This window comes from Acinetobacter sp. 766875 (genome assembly GCF_000582055.1).
GTDB lineage: Bacteria > Pseudomonadota > Gammaproteobacteria > Pseudomonadales > Moraxellaceae > Acinetobacter > Acinetobacter nosocomialis.
On record NZ_JEXX01000001.1, the window covers coordinates 520,111 to 540,276 of the forward strand.

General features: G+C 37.5%; 22 protein-coding genes and 1 pseudogene. 15 read left to right on the plus strand and 8 right to left on the minus strand.

Annotation, left to right across the window (positions count from 1 at the left end):
• Positions 1-481: 481 nt before the first annotated feature.
• On the minus strand, positions 482-706 hold the full coding sequence (locus tag J576_RS02365; protein WP_002049250.1) for a tautomerase family protein: 225 nt from the start codon (positions 704-706) through the stop codon (positions 482-484).
• A 299-nt stretch (positions 707-1,005) separates the two neighbouring features.
• Here J576_RS02365 and J576_RS02370 point away from each other — a divergent pair, with 299 nt between their 5' ends.
• The 4 genes from J576_RS02370 to J576_RS02385 are packed head-to-tail and all read left to right on the plus strand — an operon-like array spanning position 1,006 to position 4,792.
• The gene (locus J576_RS02370) at positions 1,006-1,614 is read left to right on the plus strand and encodes a paraquat-inducible protein A (RefSeq protein ID WP_002049163.1); all 609 of its coding nucleotides are present in this window, start codon (positions 1,006-1,008) and stop codon (positions 1,612-1,614) included.
• Positions 1,611-2,420: a paraquat-inducible protein A gene (locus J576_RS02375; protein ID WP_002049269.1), complete on the plus strand. Its 810-nt coding sequence runs from the start codon at positions 1,611-1,613 to the stop codon at positions 2,418-2,420. Before J576_RS02370 ends, J576_RS02375 begins: the two co-directional genes overlap by 4 nt.
• A gap of 7 nt (positions 2,421-2,427) precedes the next feature.
• On the plus strand, positions 2,428-4,095 hold the full coding sequence (locus J576_RS02380; RefSeq protein ID WP_002049115.1) for a PqiB family protein: 1,668 nt from the start codon (positions 2,428-2,430) through the stop codon (positions 4,093-4,095).
• Positions 4,085-4,792, plus strand: a complete 708-nt coding sequence (locus tag J576_RS02385) for a PqiC family protein (protein WP_004707996.1) — start codon at positions 4,085-4,087, stop codon at positions 4,790-4,792. Before J576_RS02380 ends, J576_RS02385 begins: the two co-directional genes overlap by 11 nt.
• Positions 4,793-4,848: 56 nt before the next feature.
• Here J576_RS02385 and uraH read toward each other — a convergent pair whose 3' ends face one another.
• Both uraH and J576_RS02395 read right to left on the minus strand, forming a co-directional pair.
• Positions 4,849-5,250, minus strand: a complete 402-nt coding sequence (gene uraH / locus J576_RS02390; protein WP_000167348.1) for a hydroxyisourate hydrolase — start codon at positions 5,248-5,250, stop codon at positions 4,849-4,851.
• An 11-nt stretch (positions 5,251-5,261) separates the two neighbouring features.
• A complete protein-coding gene (locus tag J576_RS02395; RefSeq protein ID WP_002049292.1) occupies positions 5,262-5,750 on the minus strand; it encodes a GlcG/HbpS family heme-binding protein in 489 nt (162 codons plus the stop codon).
• Between the two features lie 104 nt (positions 5,751-5,854).
• Here J576_RS02395 and J576_RS02400 point away from each other — a divergent pair, with 104 nt between their 5' ends.
• The 10 genes from J576_RS02400 (at position 5,855) to J576_RS02445 (ending at position 16,167) form a co-directional block, all read left to right on the plus strand.
• Positions 5,855-6,526 carry a heavy metal response regulator transcription factor gene (locus J576_RS02400; protein WP_001221367.1) on the plus strand — a complete coding sequence of 224 codons (672 nt, stop codon included), beginning with the start codon at positions 5,855-5,857 and terminating at the stop codon, positions 6,524-6,526.
• On the plus strand, positions 6,523-7,914 hold the full coding sequence (locus J576_RS02405) for a heavy metal sensor histidine kinase (RefSeq protein ID WP_002049266.1): 1,392 nt from the start codon (positions 6,523-6,525) through the stop codon (positions 7,912-7,914). Before J576_RS02400 ends, J576_RS02405 begins: the two co-directional genes overlap by 4 nt.
• 107 nt (positions 7,915-8,021) lie before the next feature.
• The gene (locus tag J576_RS02410; protein WP_002049130.1) at positions 8,022-8,588 is read left to right on the plus strand and encodes a lipocalin family protein; all 567 of its coding nucleotides are present in this window, start codon (positions 8,022-8,024) and stop codon (positions 8,586-8,588) included.
• A 117-nt stretch (positions 8,589-8,705) separates the two neighbouring features.
• The gene (locus tag J576_RS02415; RefSeq protein WP_002049323.1) at positions 8,706-9,677 is read left to right on the plus strand and encodes an acyl-CoA desaturase; all 972 of its coding nucleotides are present in this window, start codon (positions 8,706-8,708) and stop codon (positions 9,675-9,677) included.
• Positions 9,674-10,936: an NAD(P)/FAD-dependent oxidoreductase gene (locus tag J576_RS02420; RefSeq protein WP_002049218.1), complete on the plus strand. Its 1,263-nt coding sequence runs from the start codon at positions 9,674-9,676 to the stop codon at positions 10,934-10,936. Before J576_RS02415 ends, J576_RS02420 begins: the two co-directional genes overlap by 4 nt.
• A gap of 22 nt (positions 10,937-10,958) precedes the next feature.
• On the plus strand, positions 10,959-11,750 hold the full coding sequence (locus J576_RS02425) for a DUF1365 domain-containing protein (RefSeq protein WP_002049241.1): 792 nt from the start codon (positions 10,959-10,961) through the stop codon (positions 11,748-11,750).
• Positions 11,747-12,946, plus strand: coding sequence for an SAM-dependent methyltransferase (locus J576_RS02430; protein WP_002049179.1), 1,200 nt, complete (start codon positions 11,747-11,749; stop codon positions 12,944-12,946). Before J576_RS02425 ends, J576_RS02430 begins: the two co-directional genes overlap by 4 nt.
• A 29-nt stretch (positions 12,947-12,975) precedes the next feature.
• The gene (locus tag J576_RS02435) at positions 12,976-13,755 is read left to right on the plus strand and encodes a DUF1295 domain-containing protein (RefSeq protein ID WP_002049230.1); all 780 of its coding nucleotides are present in this window, start codon (positions 12,976-12,978) and stop codon (positions 13,753-13,755) included.
• 8 nt (positions 13,756-13,763) lie between these two features.
• Positions 13,764-14,813, plus strand: a complete 1,050-nt coding sequence (locus J576_RS02440; RefSeq protein ID WP_002049152.1) for an SAM-dependent methyltransferase — start codon at positions 13,764-13,766, stop codon at positions 14,811-14,813.
• Positions 14,814-14,841: 28 nt separating this feature from the next.
• Positions 14,842-16,167, plus strand: a complete 1,326-nt coding sequence (locus J576_RS02445) for a sensor histidine kinase (protein ID WP_002049154.1) — start codon at positions 14,842-14,844, stop codon at positions 16,165-16,167.
• On the opposite strand, the gene J576_RS02450 is transcribed toward J576_RS02445, so the two are convergent.
• The 5 genes and pseudogenes from J576_RS02450 to yddG form a co-directional block, all read right to left on the minus strand.
• Positions 16,164-16,859, minus strand: coding sequence for a response regulator transcription factor (locus J576_RS02450; protein ID WP_002049339.1), 696 nt, complete (start codon positions 16,857-16,859; stop codon positions 16,164-16,166). The two genes, J576_RS02445 and J576_RS02450, sit on opposite strands and share 4 nt — an antisense overlap.
• Before the next feature lie 17 nt (positions 16,860-16,876).
• Entirely contained in the window at positions 16,877-17,371 is a 495-nt protein-coding gene (locus tag J576_RS02455) for a chalcone isomerase family protein (RefSeq protein ID WP_002049338.1), read from the minus strand.
• Entirely contained in the window at positions 17,338-17,910 is a 573-nt protein-coding gene (locus tag J576_RS02460; RefSeq protein ID WP_016805091.1) for a nuclear transport factor 2 family protein, read from the minus strand. The genes J576_RS02455 and J576_RS02460 overlap by 34 nt, the downstream gene beginning before the upstream one ends.
• Before the next feature lie 152 nt (positions 17,911-18,062).
• Positions 18,063-18,569 carry a GNAT family N-acetyltransferase gene (locus J576_RS02465; RefSeq protein ID WP_002049084.1) on the minus strand — a complete coding sequence of 169 codons (507 nt, stop codon included), beginning with the start codon at positions 18,567-18,569 and terminating at the stop codon, positions 18,063-18,065.
• Between the two features lie 153 nt (positions 18,570-18,722).
• A pseudogene (gene yddG / locus J576_RS02470) lies at positions 18,723-19,280 on the minus strand (aromatic amino acid DMT transporter YddG); the annotation flags it as partial.
• A gap of 41 nt (positions 19,281-19,321) precedes the next feature.
• Here yddG and J576_RS19460 point away from each other — a divergent pair.
• Positions 19,322-20,144, plus strand: a protein-coding gene (locus tag J576_RS19460; protein ID WP_076611894.1) for an IS5-like element ISAba27 family transposase whose coding sequence is annotated in 2 segments (ribosomal slippage) — positions 19,322-19,702 and positions 19,704-20,144 — 822 coding nt in all. Because the reading frame shifts where the segments join, the coding sequence is not laid out codon by codon here.
• Positions 20,145-20,166 lie beyond the last annotated feature (22 nt).

Genomic DNA, 20,166 nt, shown 5'->3' on the forward strand with positions numbered 1-20,166 from the left:
GGTGGTTTTCTTAAGTTTAATTATAAGAATTAATGAGTTTAAAATGCTTGTAATCCAAGGGGTGGTGGTAATTCTGAGTGTTTAAATCAACTATTAATTTTTTAATCATAGATAAAATTTATTTACAATAATATAAAGAATATTTTATGAAATTAAAGCGTCTTGCTTATATCTAATCTTGAAAACAAGTTTTTAGTTTATTGATATTTAAGTAATTAATTTTTAATTGTTAGGCTGGTCCTAATTTTTATATAAATTAAAAAACAATCTACTTAAAATTAATTTTTTAATAATTGTGTCGCATAAATTAATTTTTAATATATTTGGAATACATTTAAATAAATCTTCATAATAATACTTATTTTAAAGAAAAACATAAAATCAACTTGAACCGTGTTCATTTTTAAATAAAAAGCTTCTGGTTATCTAAGCTTGATATTTAAAAATATTTATTACCTTGAAAGTAGTGGCTTATAGTGATTTAAAACCTTGGAATTACTGTTTCGAAGCTAACATTTTTTAAGTAAAGATCTGCTCGCTGTGCATGACCAAAGCACCAATCTTCAGCACTGTTTTGCACAATCACAAACATGACATCTTGCTCTGGAATATTAAGTTCCTGGTGGAGTTGTGCTGTCACATGCTGCATTAAATATGATTTTTGCTGAGCTGTTCTGGGTTTACCGGAAGTAATGTACAGCAGCATAAATTTTTCCGTGCGGGGGAGATGTTAAGCAATAGTGAGAGTCTAGTCATTTTACGCTCTCAGCTACTTGGGTGAAAAAGTGTGCTATTTGAGCATAAGTTTTTGACTTTATAAAACTATTTTGATTTGATCACCGAATACGTACAGATTATTTAGCAGTTTCAACAATATATTGAACAGTAGTCATGGTAATTTACATTGTCTGATATAGCTTTTAGATTGATTTATATTTTAATTTATCTTAGTAATAAAAAGAGCTTTGTGTGACACAGTAAAATGATAAACCTTAGAGTATAACTATGAAGCTTAAAGAATTAGCAGGTTGTGAGGAGTGCGATACCGTCTATCGTAGAGTCCCGCTTGCTTACGGAAAAAGAGCTTATTGTGTCTGCTGTGGTGCGGAACTTTATCGGCATACCAAACCGTTTACCACGTTGTTAGCTTTAATTTTAACGGCCTTAATTGTATTTGTTATTGCCAATAGCTTTCCGATTGTAAAAATTGAGTTGCAAGGCAACATATCGGAAACCACTTTACTTGGTGCCGTATGGGTGATGTTTCATTATGATCGGGCCTTCGTCGGTGTCCTCATTTTAATCACTACATTTATAGTGCCGCTTTCATATTTGTTATTAATGGCTTATGTCCTTGGTACGGTGAGTGTATTTAAAAGACGCCCCAAGTTTTTAGTCGGTGCCTTACGTACACTTTATTTTATGAGAGTGTGGGGAATGGTTGAGGTGTTCCTAATTGGAATTTTGGTCACTCTCGTAAAGTTAATGGGTATGGTACTGGTTATTCCCGAAATTGCCTTGTGGGCATTTGCGGTCTTAAGCCTATTAATGGTTTATATTACATCCATAAAAGTCAGTGACATATGGAACGAAATTGATAGGTCACAATTATGAAAACAATAAAAAATGTGACTACAGTGAAAACCGAAAATACCGATACGATTCTAAAGCAATATCCAAGAGCCAAAGATCTTTCACTTATATTGTGTCACTGCTGCGGGTTATTAAACTCATCAAAAGTAGATAAAGCAGTCGCTGGTAAAAAACATCAAGTTTTACGCTGTGTGAGATGCCACAGTGTGCTGCACCAACGTAAACCGGGAAGTTTAAACCGTACCTTTGCTTTAGTGGTTGCTGCAACTATTCTTTATATACCGGCAAATGTGCTGCCCATGACGGTGACTGACTCTCTTTTAGGAAGTCAGCAAGATACCATTATGAGTGGCGTGATTTACTTTTGGCAAAATGGAGACTATTTGGTGTCGGTGGTCATTTTTATGGCCAGTATTTTTATTCCGATGCTTAAGCTATTTATTTTGTATTTCCTGTTATTGGTTGTATATATACAGTCATCGGCAGCTTGGAAATTTGCGCCTGAGCAATGTATTAAACTTTATCGAATTGTAGAGTTTGTCGGGCGTTGGTCTATGATTGACGTGTTTGTGGTCGCTTTATTGACTGCTCTCATTCAAATTCAATCGCTTGCCACTATTTTAGCAGGGCCGGGTTCTATCGCCTTTGGTGCAGTTGTGGTTTTGACCATGTTTGCATCTTTGAGTTTTGATCCACGTATTATTTGGGATAATTTTTATGCATCTCAAAATACGAATAAACCCAATCAGTTTTCCTCGGAAAAAACCACAATTATTCAGGCAGAGCACTCGTCCTTGAATAATGATTCCATTAATCCCAGTCAATAAAAGAAAAATGAGTATGTCTGAAAACAAAACAACCAGCGGTACCTCAGATCATCATGAGACAGATGTTGAACTGGAAAACATGAATGATTTACCAGAACCTCAAGAAAAGAAAAATCGGTGGAAACCTTTACTTATCTGGATTGTCCCACTGGTCGCACTTTTAATTGCACTTTCACTCGCGGTGAAAGCGTTACTGTCTAATGGGCCCACGATTGAAGTGTCTTTTCGTACAGCCGAAGGTTTAGTCGCAGGTAAAACAACAGTTCGCTATAAGCAAGTGGATATTGGGGTGGTACGGCAAATTGCTCTTGCAGAAGATCGTTCGCGCGTTATTGCACGTATTGATTTACGTAAGGATGCAAGCAACTTTGCTGCCCAAGATTCACGGTTTTGGGTGGTGCGACCACGCATTGGGACGAGTGGAGTTTCAGGCATAGATACTTTATTGTCGGGTTCATATATTGAAGTGGATGGCGGGAAATCGCCCGAGAAAAAACTTGAATTTACGGGGTTAGAAATACCACCCGTTATTACCTCAGATGTACCGGGCAAAGTATTTTTCCTAAAAGCCGATGATTTAGGATCTTTAGATATCGGTTCACCGATTTATTATCGTCGAATTAACGTAGGACAAATTACCGCTTATAACTTAGCCGATGACGGTAAAAGCGTAGAGCTTCAGACTTTTATTCGTGCGCCGTATGATAAGTTTGTAACAACAGACGCTCGTTTTTGGCAGGCAAGTGGTATAGACGTCACCTTAAATGCTTCAGGCTTTAATTTAGATACTCAGTCGCTTGCAAGTATTGTCGCTGGTGGTATTGCGTTTGGTTTCCCTGAAAACTCAAATGCAACTGTAGCAGCCAATAAGAGTCACTTTAATCTTTGGGACTCAAAAGCTGAGGCATTAAAAGAACCAGATGGACAACCGCGTGGCGTGATTATGTACTTTGATCATTCATTACGTGGGTTAGCAGTTGGTGCACCAATCGACTTCATGGGTATTGAAATTGGTAGTGTTAAATCAATTAATGCAGAGTTTTATAACAACTATAAACAGATTCGTATGCGTGTTGAGGCGGTAATTTATCCGTCACGCGTTGAAAATGGCTTGGCACTCAATCCAAACAGTGAAATTTTCAAAGATTTTGTTGAGCATGGATGGCGTGCACAAATGAGAACGGGCAACCTCTTAACAGGCCAAAACTATATTGCGTTAGACAAGTTCCCTAAAGCTAAACCGGCAACTTTACAAACGCTAAATGATGGTCGTGTAGTGATTCCAACCACTGCAACAGAGTTAAGTGGTTTGCAGGCACAGGTTTCTCAAATTGCTGACAAGTTAACCAAATTCCCGTTAGTAGAAATTGGGCAGGATGTTCGTAAAACGCTTAAGAACATGAATACAGCTATTGAGTCTACTGACAAGCTGGTTAAACAGTTAGACGGTAAAGTCGCACCTGGTTTACAGGCAACCTTAGACGATGTTCGTAAAACTGTAAGATCGTCCGAGTCTATCTTGTCGAGTGATGCGCCGTTACAACAAGACGTACGTAAAGCATTGCAACAGATGACTCGTGCGGCTGCTTCTTTACAGCTCATGTCAGATTATATTGAGCAACATCCTGAATCTATTATTCGTGGTAAGAGACCAGAGGCCAACGATGAAAAATAAAAAGAACCAATCATTTCAACACTCTCAAGTAGCCAAATGGCTGCTTGGGAGTGGGGTACTTTTAACAGCGGTTGCTATGACAGCCTGTTCTAGTTCGCCAACGCCAAACTACTATACGATTAGTCCTAAAGTAACTCCGGCAGTTAACTCAAGTATTCGAGTTATTGAAGTTCTACCGGTTGGTCTTCCAGACCGTTTAGATCGTGCGCCTTTGGTGCTACAGGACAGTAATGGCAAGTCAACTGTACTGGATAATGAGCGTTGGACTTCGACTATGAGTACACAATTACGTGATACCTTGTCGGCGGGTTTACAGCAAAAGTTAGGCGCTATTGATAGCTATAGCAGTGGACTTGCTGGAAATAATCAGCCTTTATACCGAGTTTCTACAGACTTTTCTCATTTCGATATTGTAGATAACAGCAATATCAATGTTGCAGTGTCTTGGGTGGTGAAGCGTCAAATACCGCCTACTCAATTAGAATCATCTAATCCAAAAGTCATCACGAATGCGGGTTCGCAGCTCAATTGTCGAATTGCTTTTAAGCAGCCGATTGATCAAAAAGCTAAAAAACTTGAAGCAATTGTTAGTGCTTCAAGTGAGGCAATGAGCCAAATTATTAATACGGTATCTTCTTCCATCTTGGCGCTAGATTCAAATAAAAAAGTAGTCGTCAACAATGGTATTTGTTCGTAGCAAGGTGTTTTAACAAAACCCTTTATCTGCCTAAAACAGATAAAGGGCTTTTTATTTTAGTTGCCTCTATAGGTTGAGTAACCGTAAGGGCTGAGCAGTAAGGGAATATGGTAGTGATTTACACTGCCGTCCACTTTAAAAATCACGGGTACTTCGCTAAAGAACGTTTGCTGTTTGTTCTTTTTAAACCATTCTTCAGTTTTAAACGTAACTTTATAAACACCTTGTTCTAGTTTTTTATTTTCCGGATAGAGCGCAGTAATACGACCATTTGAGTCTGTCACTTGTTGGTTGAGTTTCACCCACTGGTTATTGGTGTTTTTCTCCAAAACTACTTCAACCTGAGAAGAGGGTAAACCTGTCTCTAGGTTTAATACATGCACACTAAGCGGATTGGTTTGTGCAAATGTAGCTGAGGCTATAAATAAAGAAGATAAAGCAATAAATGATTTAGTCATGGTGTAGCTCCTTATGAGTTAAAAACGGTTTCAATGGCTTTGCTTGCACACTGATTGTCATTTTGCGCGCCGCCAGCACCCGCAACCCCAATTGCGCCGATCACTTGGTTCTCAAAACGGACAGGTACGCCACCGCCTAACAAAAGTAAATTTGCTACGGTGGTTAAATTTTTTGCTTCGGGGTTTTGGTTACTGTTTTGGCTTAAAACTAAGGTCGATGTTTTGGTCGATAAGGCGGTATACGCTTTTTTCTCGGCAGCCATTAAATTATGCGGGCCTACCAACTCATGCCGCTCGGCAGTTAAAGTATTACCGCCACGATCTACCACAACGACCGCAATATTTTGATTTAGTTGTTTACATGCCTGTTTAGCACTGTCAGCTAGCAGATGGGCGGTTTTAAGATCTAACGAATAAACTTGATTCAAAGCAGGAGGCTGTGCAAAAGTACTATTTGCAAATAGCACTGTTGTGAGTAGCAGCCAGTTTATTTTGTTCATAATGATTGCCTCTATGTCGCTTTGAAAATCTTAAACAAATTGCCTAATTTCAAGCATGACAATCACATTACAAAGTTGTCATTTTTCTAATGAGTCTCTACAAAATGCGTATTCTTATTATTGAAGACGAGATCAAAATCGCCACTTATTTGGTCAAAGGGTTAAAAGAATCCGGATACCAAGCCGAGTGCGTACATTTAGGGCTTCAAGGTTTGGAAATGCTAAAAAGAGATCAATATGACTTGCTTATTCTTGATGTGATGTTGCCAGACATAGAGGGTTGGAGCGTATTACAAGTACTACGCCAGTTCTCAAAAATTCCGGTGATTTTCTTAACAGCAAAAGATCAGGTCATGGATAGAGTGAAAGGGTTAGAGTTAGGGGCAGACGATTACTTGGCTAAACCCTTTTCCTATATTGAACTCTTGGCACGGATTAAAAGTTTGTTAAGACGACAGCAGTATTTGCAAGAAAATGAGTTGTCTATAAGTGATCTAAAAATGGATTTGGTGGGGCATAAAGTATGGCGTAATGGCAACTTAATCGAACTGAGTAAAACCGAATTTAACTTATTACGTTATTTATTGGTCAATAAAGAACAAATCGTGACGCGTAGACAAATCGGTTCTGAGGTTTGGAATATTAACTTTGACACTGATACTAACTTTATTGACGTCGCAGTACGCCGTTTAAGAAGCAAAATTGATGAAGGATATGAACCAAAACTTATCCATACCATCCGTGGCTTGGGCTATAAAATTTCGGTTAGCTTATGAACTTTAAATTTCTGCGTTCGCTTGAAGTCCGTATTACCATACTGGTCACGCTTTGTTCGGCTCTCATTTTATGTTCAGTCGGCTTTATGACCTATTTAGGCATTAACCAAATTTTATTAAAGCAGCAAGATAAAGCTTTAGTAGACCGAATTAATCGTTTGGAAATTTTGCTACAAGACAGTGAAAATGTTGAGCAAATTATTGCGCGTCCTAAGCTGTATCAAAACATGCTTGGCAACCAAGACAACTTATTTTTACTCATTCATAAAGACAAAGCTTTAATTAATATCAATCCACTCCATATTCAGCTACCTCAGCTTGCAGAGCGAACAAATCTTCAATTTCAGGACTTGGCTAACAATTCATATCCAACGCGAATTGCATGGAAAACCATCACTATTAATCAGGAACCTTATCTGCTTATTGCAGGTAAACAGTGGTCTGAGCGCATCAATATTCTTTTACCATTTCAAAAGAATCTTTTGATGTATGTGGTAGGAGGAATTCTTGCAATTTTTGCTCTTTGTATTTTGGTATGTCATTTAGGGTTGCGTTCGCTACAACGGCTTCGCAAGCAAACTCACTCAATTAACGTAAATCAGCTACAAAAACGTTTAAACCTATCAAATACATCTTTAGAAGTTGAACTGCTTTCTAAAGATATAAACCATATGCTTGAACGTATTGAAAAGGGCTATACGCAGCTCAATCGTTTTTCTGAAGATATCGCACATGAGTTCCGTACGCCTTTAAATAACTTGATAGGGCAAACCGAGATTGCTTTAACAGATGAGCGTTCAGTAGAACAATATCAAGATTTGTTGGTGTCTCATTTAGAGGATTATCACAGATTAAAACGCATGATTGATAGCATGTTGTTCTTGGCAAGAGCCGATCAAAAAATGGTGCTTGTTAACAAACAGCAAATCAATATTCAAGAAGTTTTAGATGGGCTATGCCAGATTTTTGAATATCAGTTTGAGGAACAAGACTGCCACATTAGTTTTAATCTAGAAGTTCCAATGTTATTTGCAGATCCAGAGTTATTTCAACGAGCGGTTTACAACCTTGTTTTAAATGCGCTGGTTCATGGGGGCTGTAACAGAACTATCTTGGTTACAAGTAAATATAAGACACTTGATCACAAGAATATGGTGAGCCTAAGTGTAATAACCAGTGGTATTTCAATCGCTGAACATCAACTTGAACATCTTTTTGAAAGATTCTACCAATGTCATTCAAGCCGAACTGATGAGAGTCAGACAGGAGGCTTAGGTCTATCTATTGTGGCTTCTATTATGGATTTACATCATGGCTCATACCGTGCTTATAACACGGTTGCGGGGGTATGTTTTGAGCTTGATTTCCCAATCGCAGATACTCCATAGAAATACAATTAACTACCTATAAATGTTGCTTAATTTTAAATTTCACACTTTGTTCACAACCCTCTGAAGTATGTTTAAACACATGAAATAAATATAGGAGGATCATGATGAAATTATTATTTAAATCAATTGTGATGAGTAGCAGTCTGGCCGCGGTTAGTTTATTGGCCCCTTTAAGTACCTATGCAGAAACTACCACTAAACCCGTAGCTGTTGATGCTATCGATATTAATAAATATGTAGGTAAGTGGTATGAGATTGCGCATTTACCTATGTTTTTTCAGCGTAATTGTATAGCCAATACAACAGCAACCTATTCGATTAACGCAGATAAAACCGTGGGTGTTTTAAATAGTTGTACGAATAAAAAAGGCGAAGTGATTTCATCCGAAGGTGTGGCTTATCCGCAAAATGAAGGTAATAGTAAACTAGAGGTAAGCTTCTTACCTTCCGGTTTAAGATGGATTCCTTTTACCAAAGGTGACTATTGGGTGCTTAGAGTTGACCCAGATTATCAAGTCGCTTTGGTGGGTGGGCCAAGTACAGAATATTTATGGATTCTTTCTCGTAGCCCTCAAATTGATCAAGCAACATATAACTCTTATTTGCAAACGGCAAAACATTATGGCTATGATGTTTCCAAACTCATTAAAACAACACAAACAAATTATTGAAATCGCTGATTATGTTGGCTTTTAAATTTGGCTCATAAATCTGTGAACTTCACATAAAATTCATTGCGCATTTTCTAAATTAGAACCAAAAGAAATGCTTTAGATCAGGAAGAATCAATGTCTAAATTTTTTCTACGCTGGATCGATAGTTGGTCAGATTCAGAAAATGCGCAAATGGATGCTTCTAGCGAATATGTCATTGAAAAGAAAATTCAATGGTTAAGAATCATACCTTTTATTCTATTACATATCGCTTGTTTAGCTGCTTTTTGGGTAGGGGTGTCTTGGTTTGCTGTGATCTTCATGCTTGGCTTTTACCTAATACGCATGTTTGCAATTACCGCTTTTTTTCACCGTTATCTTTCCCATAAAACTTTTCAAACCTCCCGTATTGTCCAATTTATTTTTATCTTGATTGGAACCATGAGTGCACAGCGCGGACCGTTATGGTGGGCAGCACACCACCGTTATCACCATCATTTTACTGACACCGAACAAGATCCGCATTCAGCGAAAGCAGGTTTTTGGTATTCGCATGTAGGCTGGTTTTTAAACGAACAGAATTTTGCCACTCGAAAAAAAGTCATTAAAGACTGGTTGAAGTATCCGGAACTGATTTGGCTTGACCGATTTAGCTTACCTGTTGTGATTTTGACGGCTTTGGCAATTTACGGTTTAGGTTCATGGCTGGCGCAGCGTTTTCCTGCGTTGGGTACCAATGGCTTACAGCTTTTGGTATGGGGTTTTGTGATTTCTACTGTGCTGTTAACACATGCGACTTTATGTATTAATTCACTTGCGCATCGTTATGGTTCACGAGAGTTTAATACGGCTGATGATAGCCGTAATAACTTTTTCCTCTCTTTAATTACTTTAGGTGAAGGATGGCACAACAACCATCACTTTTACGCGGGTAGTGTGCGTCAAGGTTTTTATTGGTGGCAGATCGATATTACCTTTTATGTGTTAAAAGTCATGTCTTTATTTGGTTTGGTATGGGGATTAAAGCCAGTACCAGAGAAGGTTTATCAATATAAAAAAATTAAAAATCTGCCGATAGAAAAAATTGAAAATGGGGAGGTGTTATGAAAATTGCCATTATTGGTTCAGGTATATCGGGGCTTTATGCGGCTTGGAAATTGTCAAAACAACATCAGGTTACGATATATGAAAAAAATAACTATTTTGGCGGTCATACAGATACGCATGAGCTTGATATAGACGGTACTAAGATAGCGGTAGATAGCGGTTTTATTGTGTTTAATGACTATAACTACCCGTTATTTACTGATATGCTTAAAAAATTAGGCGTAGAAACTCAAAGCAGCGATATGAGTTTTTCGGTAAATAATCTGGTCAGTGAGCTTCAATATAATCCTTCAAAAAAATGGTCGCTCTTTGCCCGTCCGCAGAACTTTTTAAATCGTAAATTTCTACAAATGCTCTCAGACTTGCTGCGTTTTTATGATGATAATAAAGATATAGATGTGGCGGATATTGATCCAAATTTATCGATTGAAGACTATTTAGATCAACATAAATATAGTGCCGAGTTCCGCTATGAGCATCTTTATCCGATGTGCGGTGCATTATGGTCGGCACCTGTTGAGCAGGTAGGCCAAATTCCATATCGATTTGTGGTAAGTTTTTTTCAGCATCATCGTATGTTGCAGCTAAAAGAGCGGCCACAATGGCAAACGGTTAAACACGGTTCGGCAAGTTATATTCGTGCTATTCAAAAGAGTTGCCCATCGCTTGAATGGAAGTTTGCAGAAGTAAAAAGTGTGAGCCGTTTCCCTGAAACCGTGTGGATCGAAACTTCAGAAGGGCAAGCACAATATGACTGGGTGATTTTTGCTAGTCATGCTGATGATAGTCTAGGTTTAATAAAAGATGCTTCATCGCTTGAACAAGAAATATTAAGTCAGTTTGGTTATCAAGATAATCATATGGTGGTACACCGTGATCTTTCAATTATGCCTAAAAGCCGTTTGCAGTGGGCAAGCTGGCATGTACATGTAACTCCTGCATCGCAAGTTCAAAACAATGAGTCTGCCATACATTATGGTTTTACTTATTGGATGAACAATTTACAAAACCTACCCTGCAAAACTCAGATTTTCTGTACTTTAAATCCCAATGTGCAAATTAAAGCCGAAGATATTTTGGTTGAACGTCATTATAGACATCCGGTATTTGATGCAAAAGCGATTCAAGCTCAATCTCGTTGGCAAGAAATTAGTGGGCAAAATCGTACTTCATTTTGTGGAGCATATTGGGGATGGGGCTTTCATGAAGATGGCGCCCGCAGTGCAGCACGTGTTGTAGAGCAACTCTTAGCGTTATAAAAATAAAACGGGAGCTTATCAAATGTTATTAACTAAACTGGCTATCGCTCCCGCACTTATTCGTCACAGACGTTATAGTCCCAAAACTCATCAATTTACATCGACCTTAAATTATTTATGGTTTGACCCAGATCAATTAAATGAAATTACACAAGATTGTTTATTTTGGTCGACTGATCATTGGAATGTATTAAAAATATCCGAAAGTGATTTTTTAAATATGTATAACGGTTCGGTAAGGGATCGGGTAGGAAAAGCGCTACTGCAAAATAACAACTTATATATGGGTTCAGATTGGCAAATCAGAGTATTGGCTTTGCCTCGTTGTTTGGGTTTTCGGTTTAATTCAGTCGTATTTTATTTTGTTTTCAGCCAAACAGGCCAACCACTATTTATTCTTAGCGAAATTACCAATACCCCGTGGAATGAGCGAACAGTCTATACACACGACTGTATAAAACAACAAGGTCAGGTGGGTGATTATCAGAGTTTCGATTTTAACTTTGAAAAATCATTTCATGTTTCACCGTTCATGCCCATGCAGTTGACTTACCGTTGGCGATTTAGTTTTTCAGATCAGCAGAATGTCATTCACATGCAGCTCTTTGAAGAGAAAAAACAACTCTTTAATGCCACTATGCGCTTTGAACTTGTGCCCATCACATTTCCTTCACAGCAATATCGATATGCTCTTATCAACAGCCTAGCGCCTTTTAAAATGCTGTTTTCCATATATTTAGAGGCATTTAAGTTGTGGCGAAAAAAAGTTCCATTTTATCGTCATCCTAAAAAGATCAAGGTAGATAAGACATGATAAAAACATTTCTTTATGGTGAAGATGACTCGCTACCATTACTGCTCAAGAGTCTTCTTAAATTACGTCATGGACAGATTACTTTTCAGGGCGCGTGGAATGGGACGGTCGGTGAAGTTTCAGATCTTCACGCTGTAATTGAAGTTCATAATCCTCTACTGATGGATCTCATTTTAAAAAATGGTGTTTTAGGAGCAGCAGAAGGGTATATCCGTGGTGATTGGAGCAGTGAGCAACTTGTCGAGTTGATTCAGATATTAGCGCGTAATCGAGATGTATTAGACCAAATCAACCAGAATGTTGTTGCCCAAGCCAGTCAGTTTTTTCTTAAGGCGTGGTATCAAAACCGGAAGAATTCCATAAGTGGTAGCCGTAAAAATATTGCTGAGCACTACGACTTAAGCAACGACTTTTTTAAATTGTTTTTAGATCCGACTTTAATGTATTCGAGTGCAGTCTTTGAAAATGAAACCATGACTCTCGAAGAAGCATCCGAATTAAAAAAAGAGATTATCTGTAAAAAGCTCGATTTAAAACCAATGGATCATTTGGTTGAAATTGGAAGTGGGTGGGGTGGTTTTGCAATTTATGCAGCTCAACACTATGGCTGTAGAGTGACCACCATTACCATTTCACAGGCTCAATATGATGAAGCCATTACTCGCGTAAATGAAGCAGGACTATCTCACCGAATTGATGTACAACTCAAAGACTACCGTCTGCTTGAAGGTAAGTTTGACAAGTTGGTGTCAATTGAAATGGTTGAGGCAGTTGGTGCACAGTATTTATCGACATATTTTGATCAGTGCAAAGCACTATTAAAACCAAAAGGTTTAGCGTTTATTCAAGCCATTACCATTGAAGACTTCCGCTATAAAAAAGCACTCAACACCGTTGATTATATTAAACGCTATATTTTCCCTGGTAGCTTTATTCCTAGCATAACTGTATTGACTCAAACTGCGTCTGAAAGTGGTTTAAGGTTAAAGTATTTAAATGACATTGGTCTAAGTTATGCGCAAACCATTCATCACTGGCGAGCGCGATTTTTAGCAGCCCGAGAGCAGGTTTTGACTTTGGGTTTCGATGAAAACTTCATACGCATGTGGGATTTTTATTTATGTTATTGCGAGGGGGGCTTTAAAGAAGGTGTGATAAGCAACGTTCACTTGTTGTTTGAAAGTAGCAGTTACTAACTCAAACACATCAAGCAAGGAGAATGCGCATGTTATGGAATTTATTAATTCTGGATTTACTGATCATGTTGCTCAGTTGGCTACTTGCAACTCTAAATGGTCGTGCTGGAATTGTAGACGCCGCATGGAGTTTCTGTCTGGCAGTGAACATTATTGTTTCTTCTTTACTCATTTCAGTTGCTCCTGTCGAAGTACGACTGTTTATTGGTCTTTTTAGCGGATTATGGTTTTTAAGATTATTTTGGCACCTGTTAAGACGTTATCAGTCTGAACAGAATGAAGATGGTCGTTACGCCAGTATGCGACAGGCAATGGGTAAGTTTCAGCATTTAGGTTTTTTCTTGTTTTTTATCTTTCAAACCTTTTTAGTGCTTTTATTCTTTTTGCCGATGTGGATGTTACTCAATGTAGAGGCAATTGCATGGGACAGCGGATATAAAATTACCCTAATTATTGCTGCTGTAGTTATGGGAACCGCCTTTATCGGAGAACAGTTCGCTGATCAGCAGCTATACCGATTCAAATTAAACCCAGAACATCAGGGTAAAACCATGGACCAAGGTTTATGGCGCTATTCCCGTCATCCCAATTATTTTTTTGAATGGTTACACTGGTTTGCCTATCCAATTATTGGTTTAGCAGCAGGCCAATATTTATTGTGGATTTATCCGGTACTCATGTGGCTATTTTTATATTACGTCACGGGTATTCCATTTAGTGAAAAACAGGCAATTAAAAGTCGCGGTCAAAATTATCTTGATTATCAACAAAAAACGTCAATGTTTATACCGCGGAAACCAAAAAAATAGGTGCGCATATGGATTTTATCGTTCATCAGTCTTTGAAAATTGTTGAAAGTGGTGTGATTCCAGACCATGCAATTCGGGCTGCAATTCGAGCTTTAAGCAAAAAGCGTTTAATTCAGGAAGGTCGCTATGACCCTGAACAAGGGGCACAGCGCTATATGGATGTGCTTAATATGCTGAAAAAGAGCGAAATCGCCGTTGAAACAGATAAGGCAAACGAGCAGCACTATGAGTTACCAACCGAGTTTTTTCAGGCGGTGCTTGGAAAAAGACTGAAATATAGTGCATGTTACTTTCCCACCAAAACAACAACTTTAGATCAGGCAGAAGAGCTTGCACTTCAGCTTTATTGTGAAAGAGCACAACTTAAAAATGGTCAACACATTTTAGAGTTAGGTTGCGGTTGGGGTTCTTTAACTTTGTGGATGGCAGAAAACTATCCACGATCACAAATTACGGCTGTTTCAAATTCTGCAACCCAGAAAAAGCATATTCTCGGGCAAGCAAAGTTAAGAGGTTTAAGCAATATTGAAGTACTGACCTGTGATGTAAACGTACTCGAATTAGACCAAGCCCGATTTGATCGTGTTGTATCGGTCGAAATGTTTGAACACGTTCGAAACTATCAGCGACTTTTTGAAAAAATTCAGCAGTGGTTAAAGCCGGAAGGATTACTCTGGTGTCATATTTTCTGTCATCGCTTTTTGCATTATCCTTTTGAAGTAAAATCAGACTATGATTGGATGTCTAAGTATTTCTTTACTGGCGGTTTAATGCCTTCGACTTCAACTTTTTTGCATTTTCAAGAGCATTTAGAGTTGGCTCAACATTGGCAATGGTCGGGTGAGCACTATATGAGAACCGCAAATGCTTGGCTTAATAATATGGATAATCAAGAGGAAGAGCTCAAGCCACTGTTTAAAAAGATCTATGGGAAAGATGCCAATATTTGGTGGCAACGCTGGCGTATTTTCTTCATGGCTTGTGCTGAACTTTTTGGTTTTGAACAAGGACAAGAGTGGGTCATTGGTCACTTTTTATTTAAAAAGAGATCATTGTAATTTCGATAGCCTATCTCGGCGATAAAATATGATAAGAACTCGAAACGATGGCAAAGCTCATCCATTAGCCCAAATGTTCAATCGATATTATTGGTTGCAGATTGGTCTAATTGCCTTATCAATTGTGGTCGGGTTGGCTTGTAGTGCTTGGGTGATTAAAGGCTCTTTACTTAAAACCGCTTTAGAACAAGAAATGGAACATTACTGGTTGCGTATAGAACGTAACCCAAATGCAGACCTGCCAGATACTAAAAATTTATATGGATATCGGTGGAATACTCAAGTAGCCCCACAACCTTTTAAAGATATGCATCTAGAAAGTGGGGTACATCGGATATTTGTTGATGGCAAAGAACGTATGACGGTATATGGTGAACGTAATGGTCAGCATGTACTGCTGGTATTTGGCGAAAGTAATGTCAATAAGCTGGTCTGGCTTTTTGGTCTCGCACCACTTATGTTTAGTTTATCTGTTTTATATAGCTTTTTGTGGTGGTCAAATCGAAGAGCAAGACGCTATTTTTCCCCTATTACCCGTTTGGCAAATGCATTAGAAAATATTGATTGGGCACACCAAGATACACAAGCATCACCTTTTAAAGATATCAATACCAATGGCAATATGGAGGCGGAATATCTCAAACAAGCCTTGGAAAAATATCATCAGGTTTTAAGTGAATTTATTCGACGTGAACGAGAATTTACCGGCGATGTCAGCCATGAGTTACGTACGCCGCTCACGATTTTAAAAGGCAATGTACAACTTTGTCAGACTAAATATGGAGAAGATAAATCTTTAACTCGTCTTCACAATACAATTGAAGACATGCAATTGCTCGTCGACACCTTGCTCGCAATTGCCCGTAATACGGTAAAAAATTTACCGTCTGAAAAGAATTTAGTATCTGAAATTGTGAGGGATTTAGTCGAAAGTTTAGAAGGGGTAAGTGTGAGTAAAGGTATACATATTCATATTCACCCAGACTCAGCCGAACAACCACGCTGGTTATATCCCTCTATGACTAAAATGGTTCTAGGCAATATTTTGCGTAATGCTCTGAATTATTCCCAAGGTTCACAAATCGATATTATCCAACAAAAAAACAGCTTAATTATTGCCGATAATGGTATCGGAATTTCTTTACCTAATGATATGAAAGTTCAGGAACTCAGCGACTCACAACTTTCTTTAAAAGCCAAAGGGCACGGCATCGGCTTGCAGTTGGTCCAAAAGCTTTGCAAACAATTAGGTTGGCGAGTTGAGTTGTTTGATCGGCAATATTACTTAACGACTCATCCTGAGCTGGATTTAGAGATGACCACAGGTTTAATAGTAGTCGTCTATTTAAATTAATCGGTAGTATCGTCTAAAGCAATTTTTAAACCTACGCCTGCTACTGTATGTAATAGTTTAGGATCAAAAGGTTTATCTATCATTTTCCTTAAGTTATAGATGTGGCTGCGCAAAGCATCACTTTCAGGTTCTTCATCACCCCATAGCTCCATCATAAGTTCCTGTTTAGTTACTACTTTAGGAGACTGACGCATCAAAATTTTTAATAATTTAAATTGAATAGGGGGTAATTCGATATTGTTTCCGGCACGAATAACAGTTTGAGTTGCGCTGTCGAGAATTAAATCATGAATTTGAATTTTGTGATTTGCGACTTCCCCTGCCGCTCTCTTGATCAGTGCTCGAATACGCATGACCAACTCATTAAAATCAAATGGTTTAACTAAATAATCATCCGTGCCAGCAGTAAATCCTTTAAGTTTATCATCTAAAGTATCTCTAGCAGTGAGCATAAGAATTGGCATATCAATGCCTTGTTCGGTCCGTAACCAGTTACACAAATCATAACCTGAGCCATCGGGTAAGTTGATGTCGAGCAACAAAAGATGATAATGCTGTGACTTAAGAAAAGAACGTGCCGCATCTAAATTACGCGCATGATCGATGACGTAACCATGTACTTCAAGAAATTCACACACGGTCGCCGCCAGTTCAAAATGGTCCTCAACCATGAGGATAAAATGATTACCCATGAGATTTTATTAAGCCATTAATTTAATAGTTGTTGTTTTAATTTAGCATTAAATGGTTCAGTACCAAACCAGATTTTAAAATATTGATTTGCATTCGGATTAATTATAGAACCGAGTAGCTTCTGGTTTAATTTTAGCTCTAGTTTTTGATTTTCATGGTGATAAGAAAGACTATATAAATCTCCGCTCTTGATTGGTCTATAAAGCTCATTAATATGATTAAGCGGGGATTTCGCATCAAATCCACTAATATTCTTCTTTAAATAGTGAGTTGCTGCTCGCTTAAATGCCCACTCAGGAATATCTCGGTTATAACTAAAGTCCATTTTTATGCTTTGGTTCTGCCAACTTTTTAGGCAATCTTCAGCAAAGTAGCTAACTTTTCCGACTTTTTGACTCGTTACCATTAAAGGTGCTGAACTGCATTTTTTCAGTTCAGCAGCATTTGCATGAGACGCAATTAAAATACCCAGAAGTATTAAGATTCGACTTTTTTGAATGGCAATATCCATTTATAAACTCCTCCAAATACAGGTAAAGAACGGTAGAGACCATTCGCAGGGTCCCAGAAGTCCTGTTGGAAAATAATTTGTTGTTGTTCATTAATTTTGATTTGACTAATGCCATAAGAAGCCATGGTTTTTGTACGGCCTAGCATTTTAAAGTCATAAGCCATATACCAATGAATATAGGCTGTATCTTGATGGTGAGTTGCGCTAATCAGTTTTACAGTGACGTTACTTACTCGTGCGTTCATACCCTCAAAGTGTTTAATTAGATCTTTTTTTTGCGAGAACTGGGAAAGTGTATCATTGATATAAAGCTGATCCGCATAAAGTTGACTCGCATTACTTACAAAAGAAGGTGTGCCTAAAGTGTTAAACGCAGCAACAAAACGGTGACCAATCTCTAGTGCTTGCTCATCATTTAATGTGACGCCAGTAATTTGTCGTTCGGCTTTACCATAATCACCTGAGTAACTAGGCACGCTTTTGCATGCTGTTAGACCTACTAAGGTAATCAGCCCTAGGGTAGTGGTTATAATTTTCATATTTAAATCCTAGCCAACTTTATAAAATTAAATTAAAGAGGCTGTCGTGAAATTTGCGTGAATTCTGAATTTTTTGATTTGAGTTTAATAGTGTTTTCTTTGAAGCAATTAGATCTTCACTAGCTTAAATTTTTTACAGGAATACATTATTTTTATGAAGAAAATAATAGGTCTTTTTTGAAAAAGATAACATCCATATTCATATAACTAGATGAGGTGGTTTTTTCAAAACCAAGCTTATTTAATAGATTGTGAGCAGGTAAATTATCTTTTTCTGAAAAAGCGATCACATGCTGAAAGTTCCGATTTTTCATGTCTTCTAGTAACTTAAGTGAAGCTTCAAGAACATAGCCTTTATTTCGTTCAGTTTTAATAAGTCTAAAACCTAGTTCGGCTTCGGTTTGGCCATCAACTTCACATATTTCAAAACCGCAATAACCAATAATTTGATGGGTATCTTTTAAGATCACAGCCATTTTGCCAAAATTATAATTTTTATAATGCTCTAATATTTCAAAAAAACGACTCGTTGCAGCTTCAGTTGTTAAGCCACTATAAGGTGAAAAAGCCATAAAATCTTTATCTTGTAACATTTCAATGACTGTAGATAAATTTTCTTGAACAAATGGTTTTAAGATTAAGCGATCTGTTTCTAACATAAAGTTTTTATTAATTGGTTTTAAAAAATATATTTTATAAAACAGTTTATAAATTTAATAAAGAGAGCAATTTCCTTCTAGTCATACAAAAGAAGCTGTAAATTTTGCTTTAGGGCAAAAAACTAATACTAGTTCTGTTACTCATCACTGCTTTTAATTCTTTTTGAAATAAGAGCGGATTACTGTCCAATTTGTTGAAAGCCAGCAGATGAGTGAACCGGCTGTAACCATAGCAGTTCCTTGCCAAAAGCTGATTGACAACTCGGTTTGTAAAACCAGCATGGCCAGTAAAGATGAAATGATTGGAGTGAAGTAAGAAGCCACCACTAGCATCGTGGTGTTGCCATGAATAATGCCAATATTCCATGCTGCATAACCTAATCCAATTGCTGTAGAGGCAAAGACGAGAGATAAAATCGTATTTAAATCGAGTGTAGGTAAAACAGCTTGACCACTAAAGAATAGCTTTAACCACAATGTTAGAGCGACGCCTAAAAAGAAAATAGAAATAGGGTTTTGTCCTTTACCTATTTTCTTGGTTAATACACAGTACAAAGCCCAAATAATTGCACCTATAAAAGCCAAAATATAACTTAGAGGATTACTATAAAAATTGTCTATAACTCGACTTAGACTGAAATCGCCATTTCCGGTCTGAATAAAAATAATGCCGAAAATTGAAATAATTAAACCTAAAATAATAAAGATATTAGACCTCTTGCGAAAGTAAAAACCACCTCAATCTAAATTTCATGAGATATCAGAAATTAAATCGTTTTTCAGATTCTGAATTCCAGCGCTTGGTTGGTGTACCTCGACCAGTTTTTAGTGAAATGATCGAAGTTTTAAAAGAAGTAGAATCACTTAAAAAGAAATCTGGGCGTCCTCATACTTTAGCTATAGAGGATCAATTATTATTAACACTCAATTACTTACGGAATTACAGCACTCAATTGGAGTTGGCTGCAAATTACCATATCGCTGAAAGTAATGTGAATCGAACCATTAAAAAGGTTGAAGATGCATTGATGAAATCAAGACGGTTTACTCTGCCAAAACGAAGCATTACCACAGCAGACGAACAGTTTAACTGGGTCATTATTGATGCGACAGAATGTTCAATAGAACGTCCGAAAAAAAAATCAGAGTAAGTTCTACAGTGGTAAAAAGAAGAAACATACGCTAAAAGCACAAGTGATCTATCATCCGAACAGCAAACAAATCATAGGGCTAGATATATCGAATGGCAGTCAGCATGACATTAAATTGGCAAGAAGAACGGTTAAAAAATTCAAACATTGTAAATATGTTATGACCGATTTAGGGTACTACGGATTAGAGCAAGATGGCTTTAAATTATTGATGCCAATAAAGAAAAAGAAGAATTTACCCTTATTTGATGTTGAGAAAAAGTACAATAAAATGATTGGAAAAATACGAGTTGTGATCGAACATATTAATAGTCAATTGAAAACATTTAGAATATTAAGTGAACGCTATCGAAATAGACGGAAAAGATTCGGTTTACGCATTAACTTAATCGCTGCACTGGTAAATCGGATGAACTTGCAATAACGACTTTCGCAAGAGGTCTATT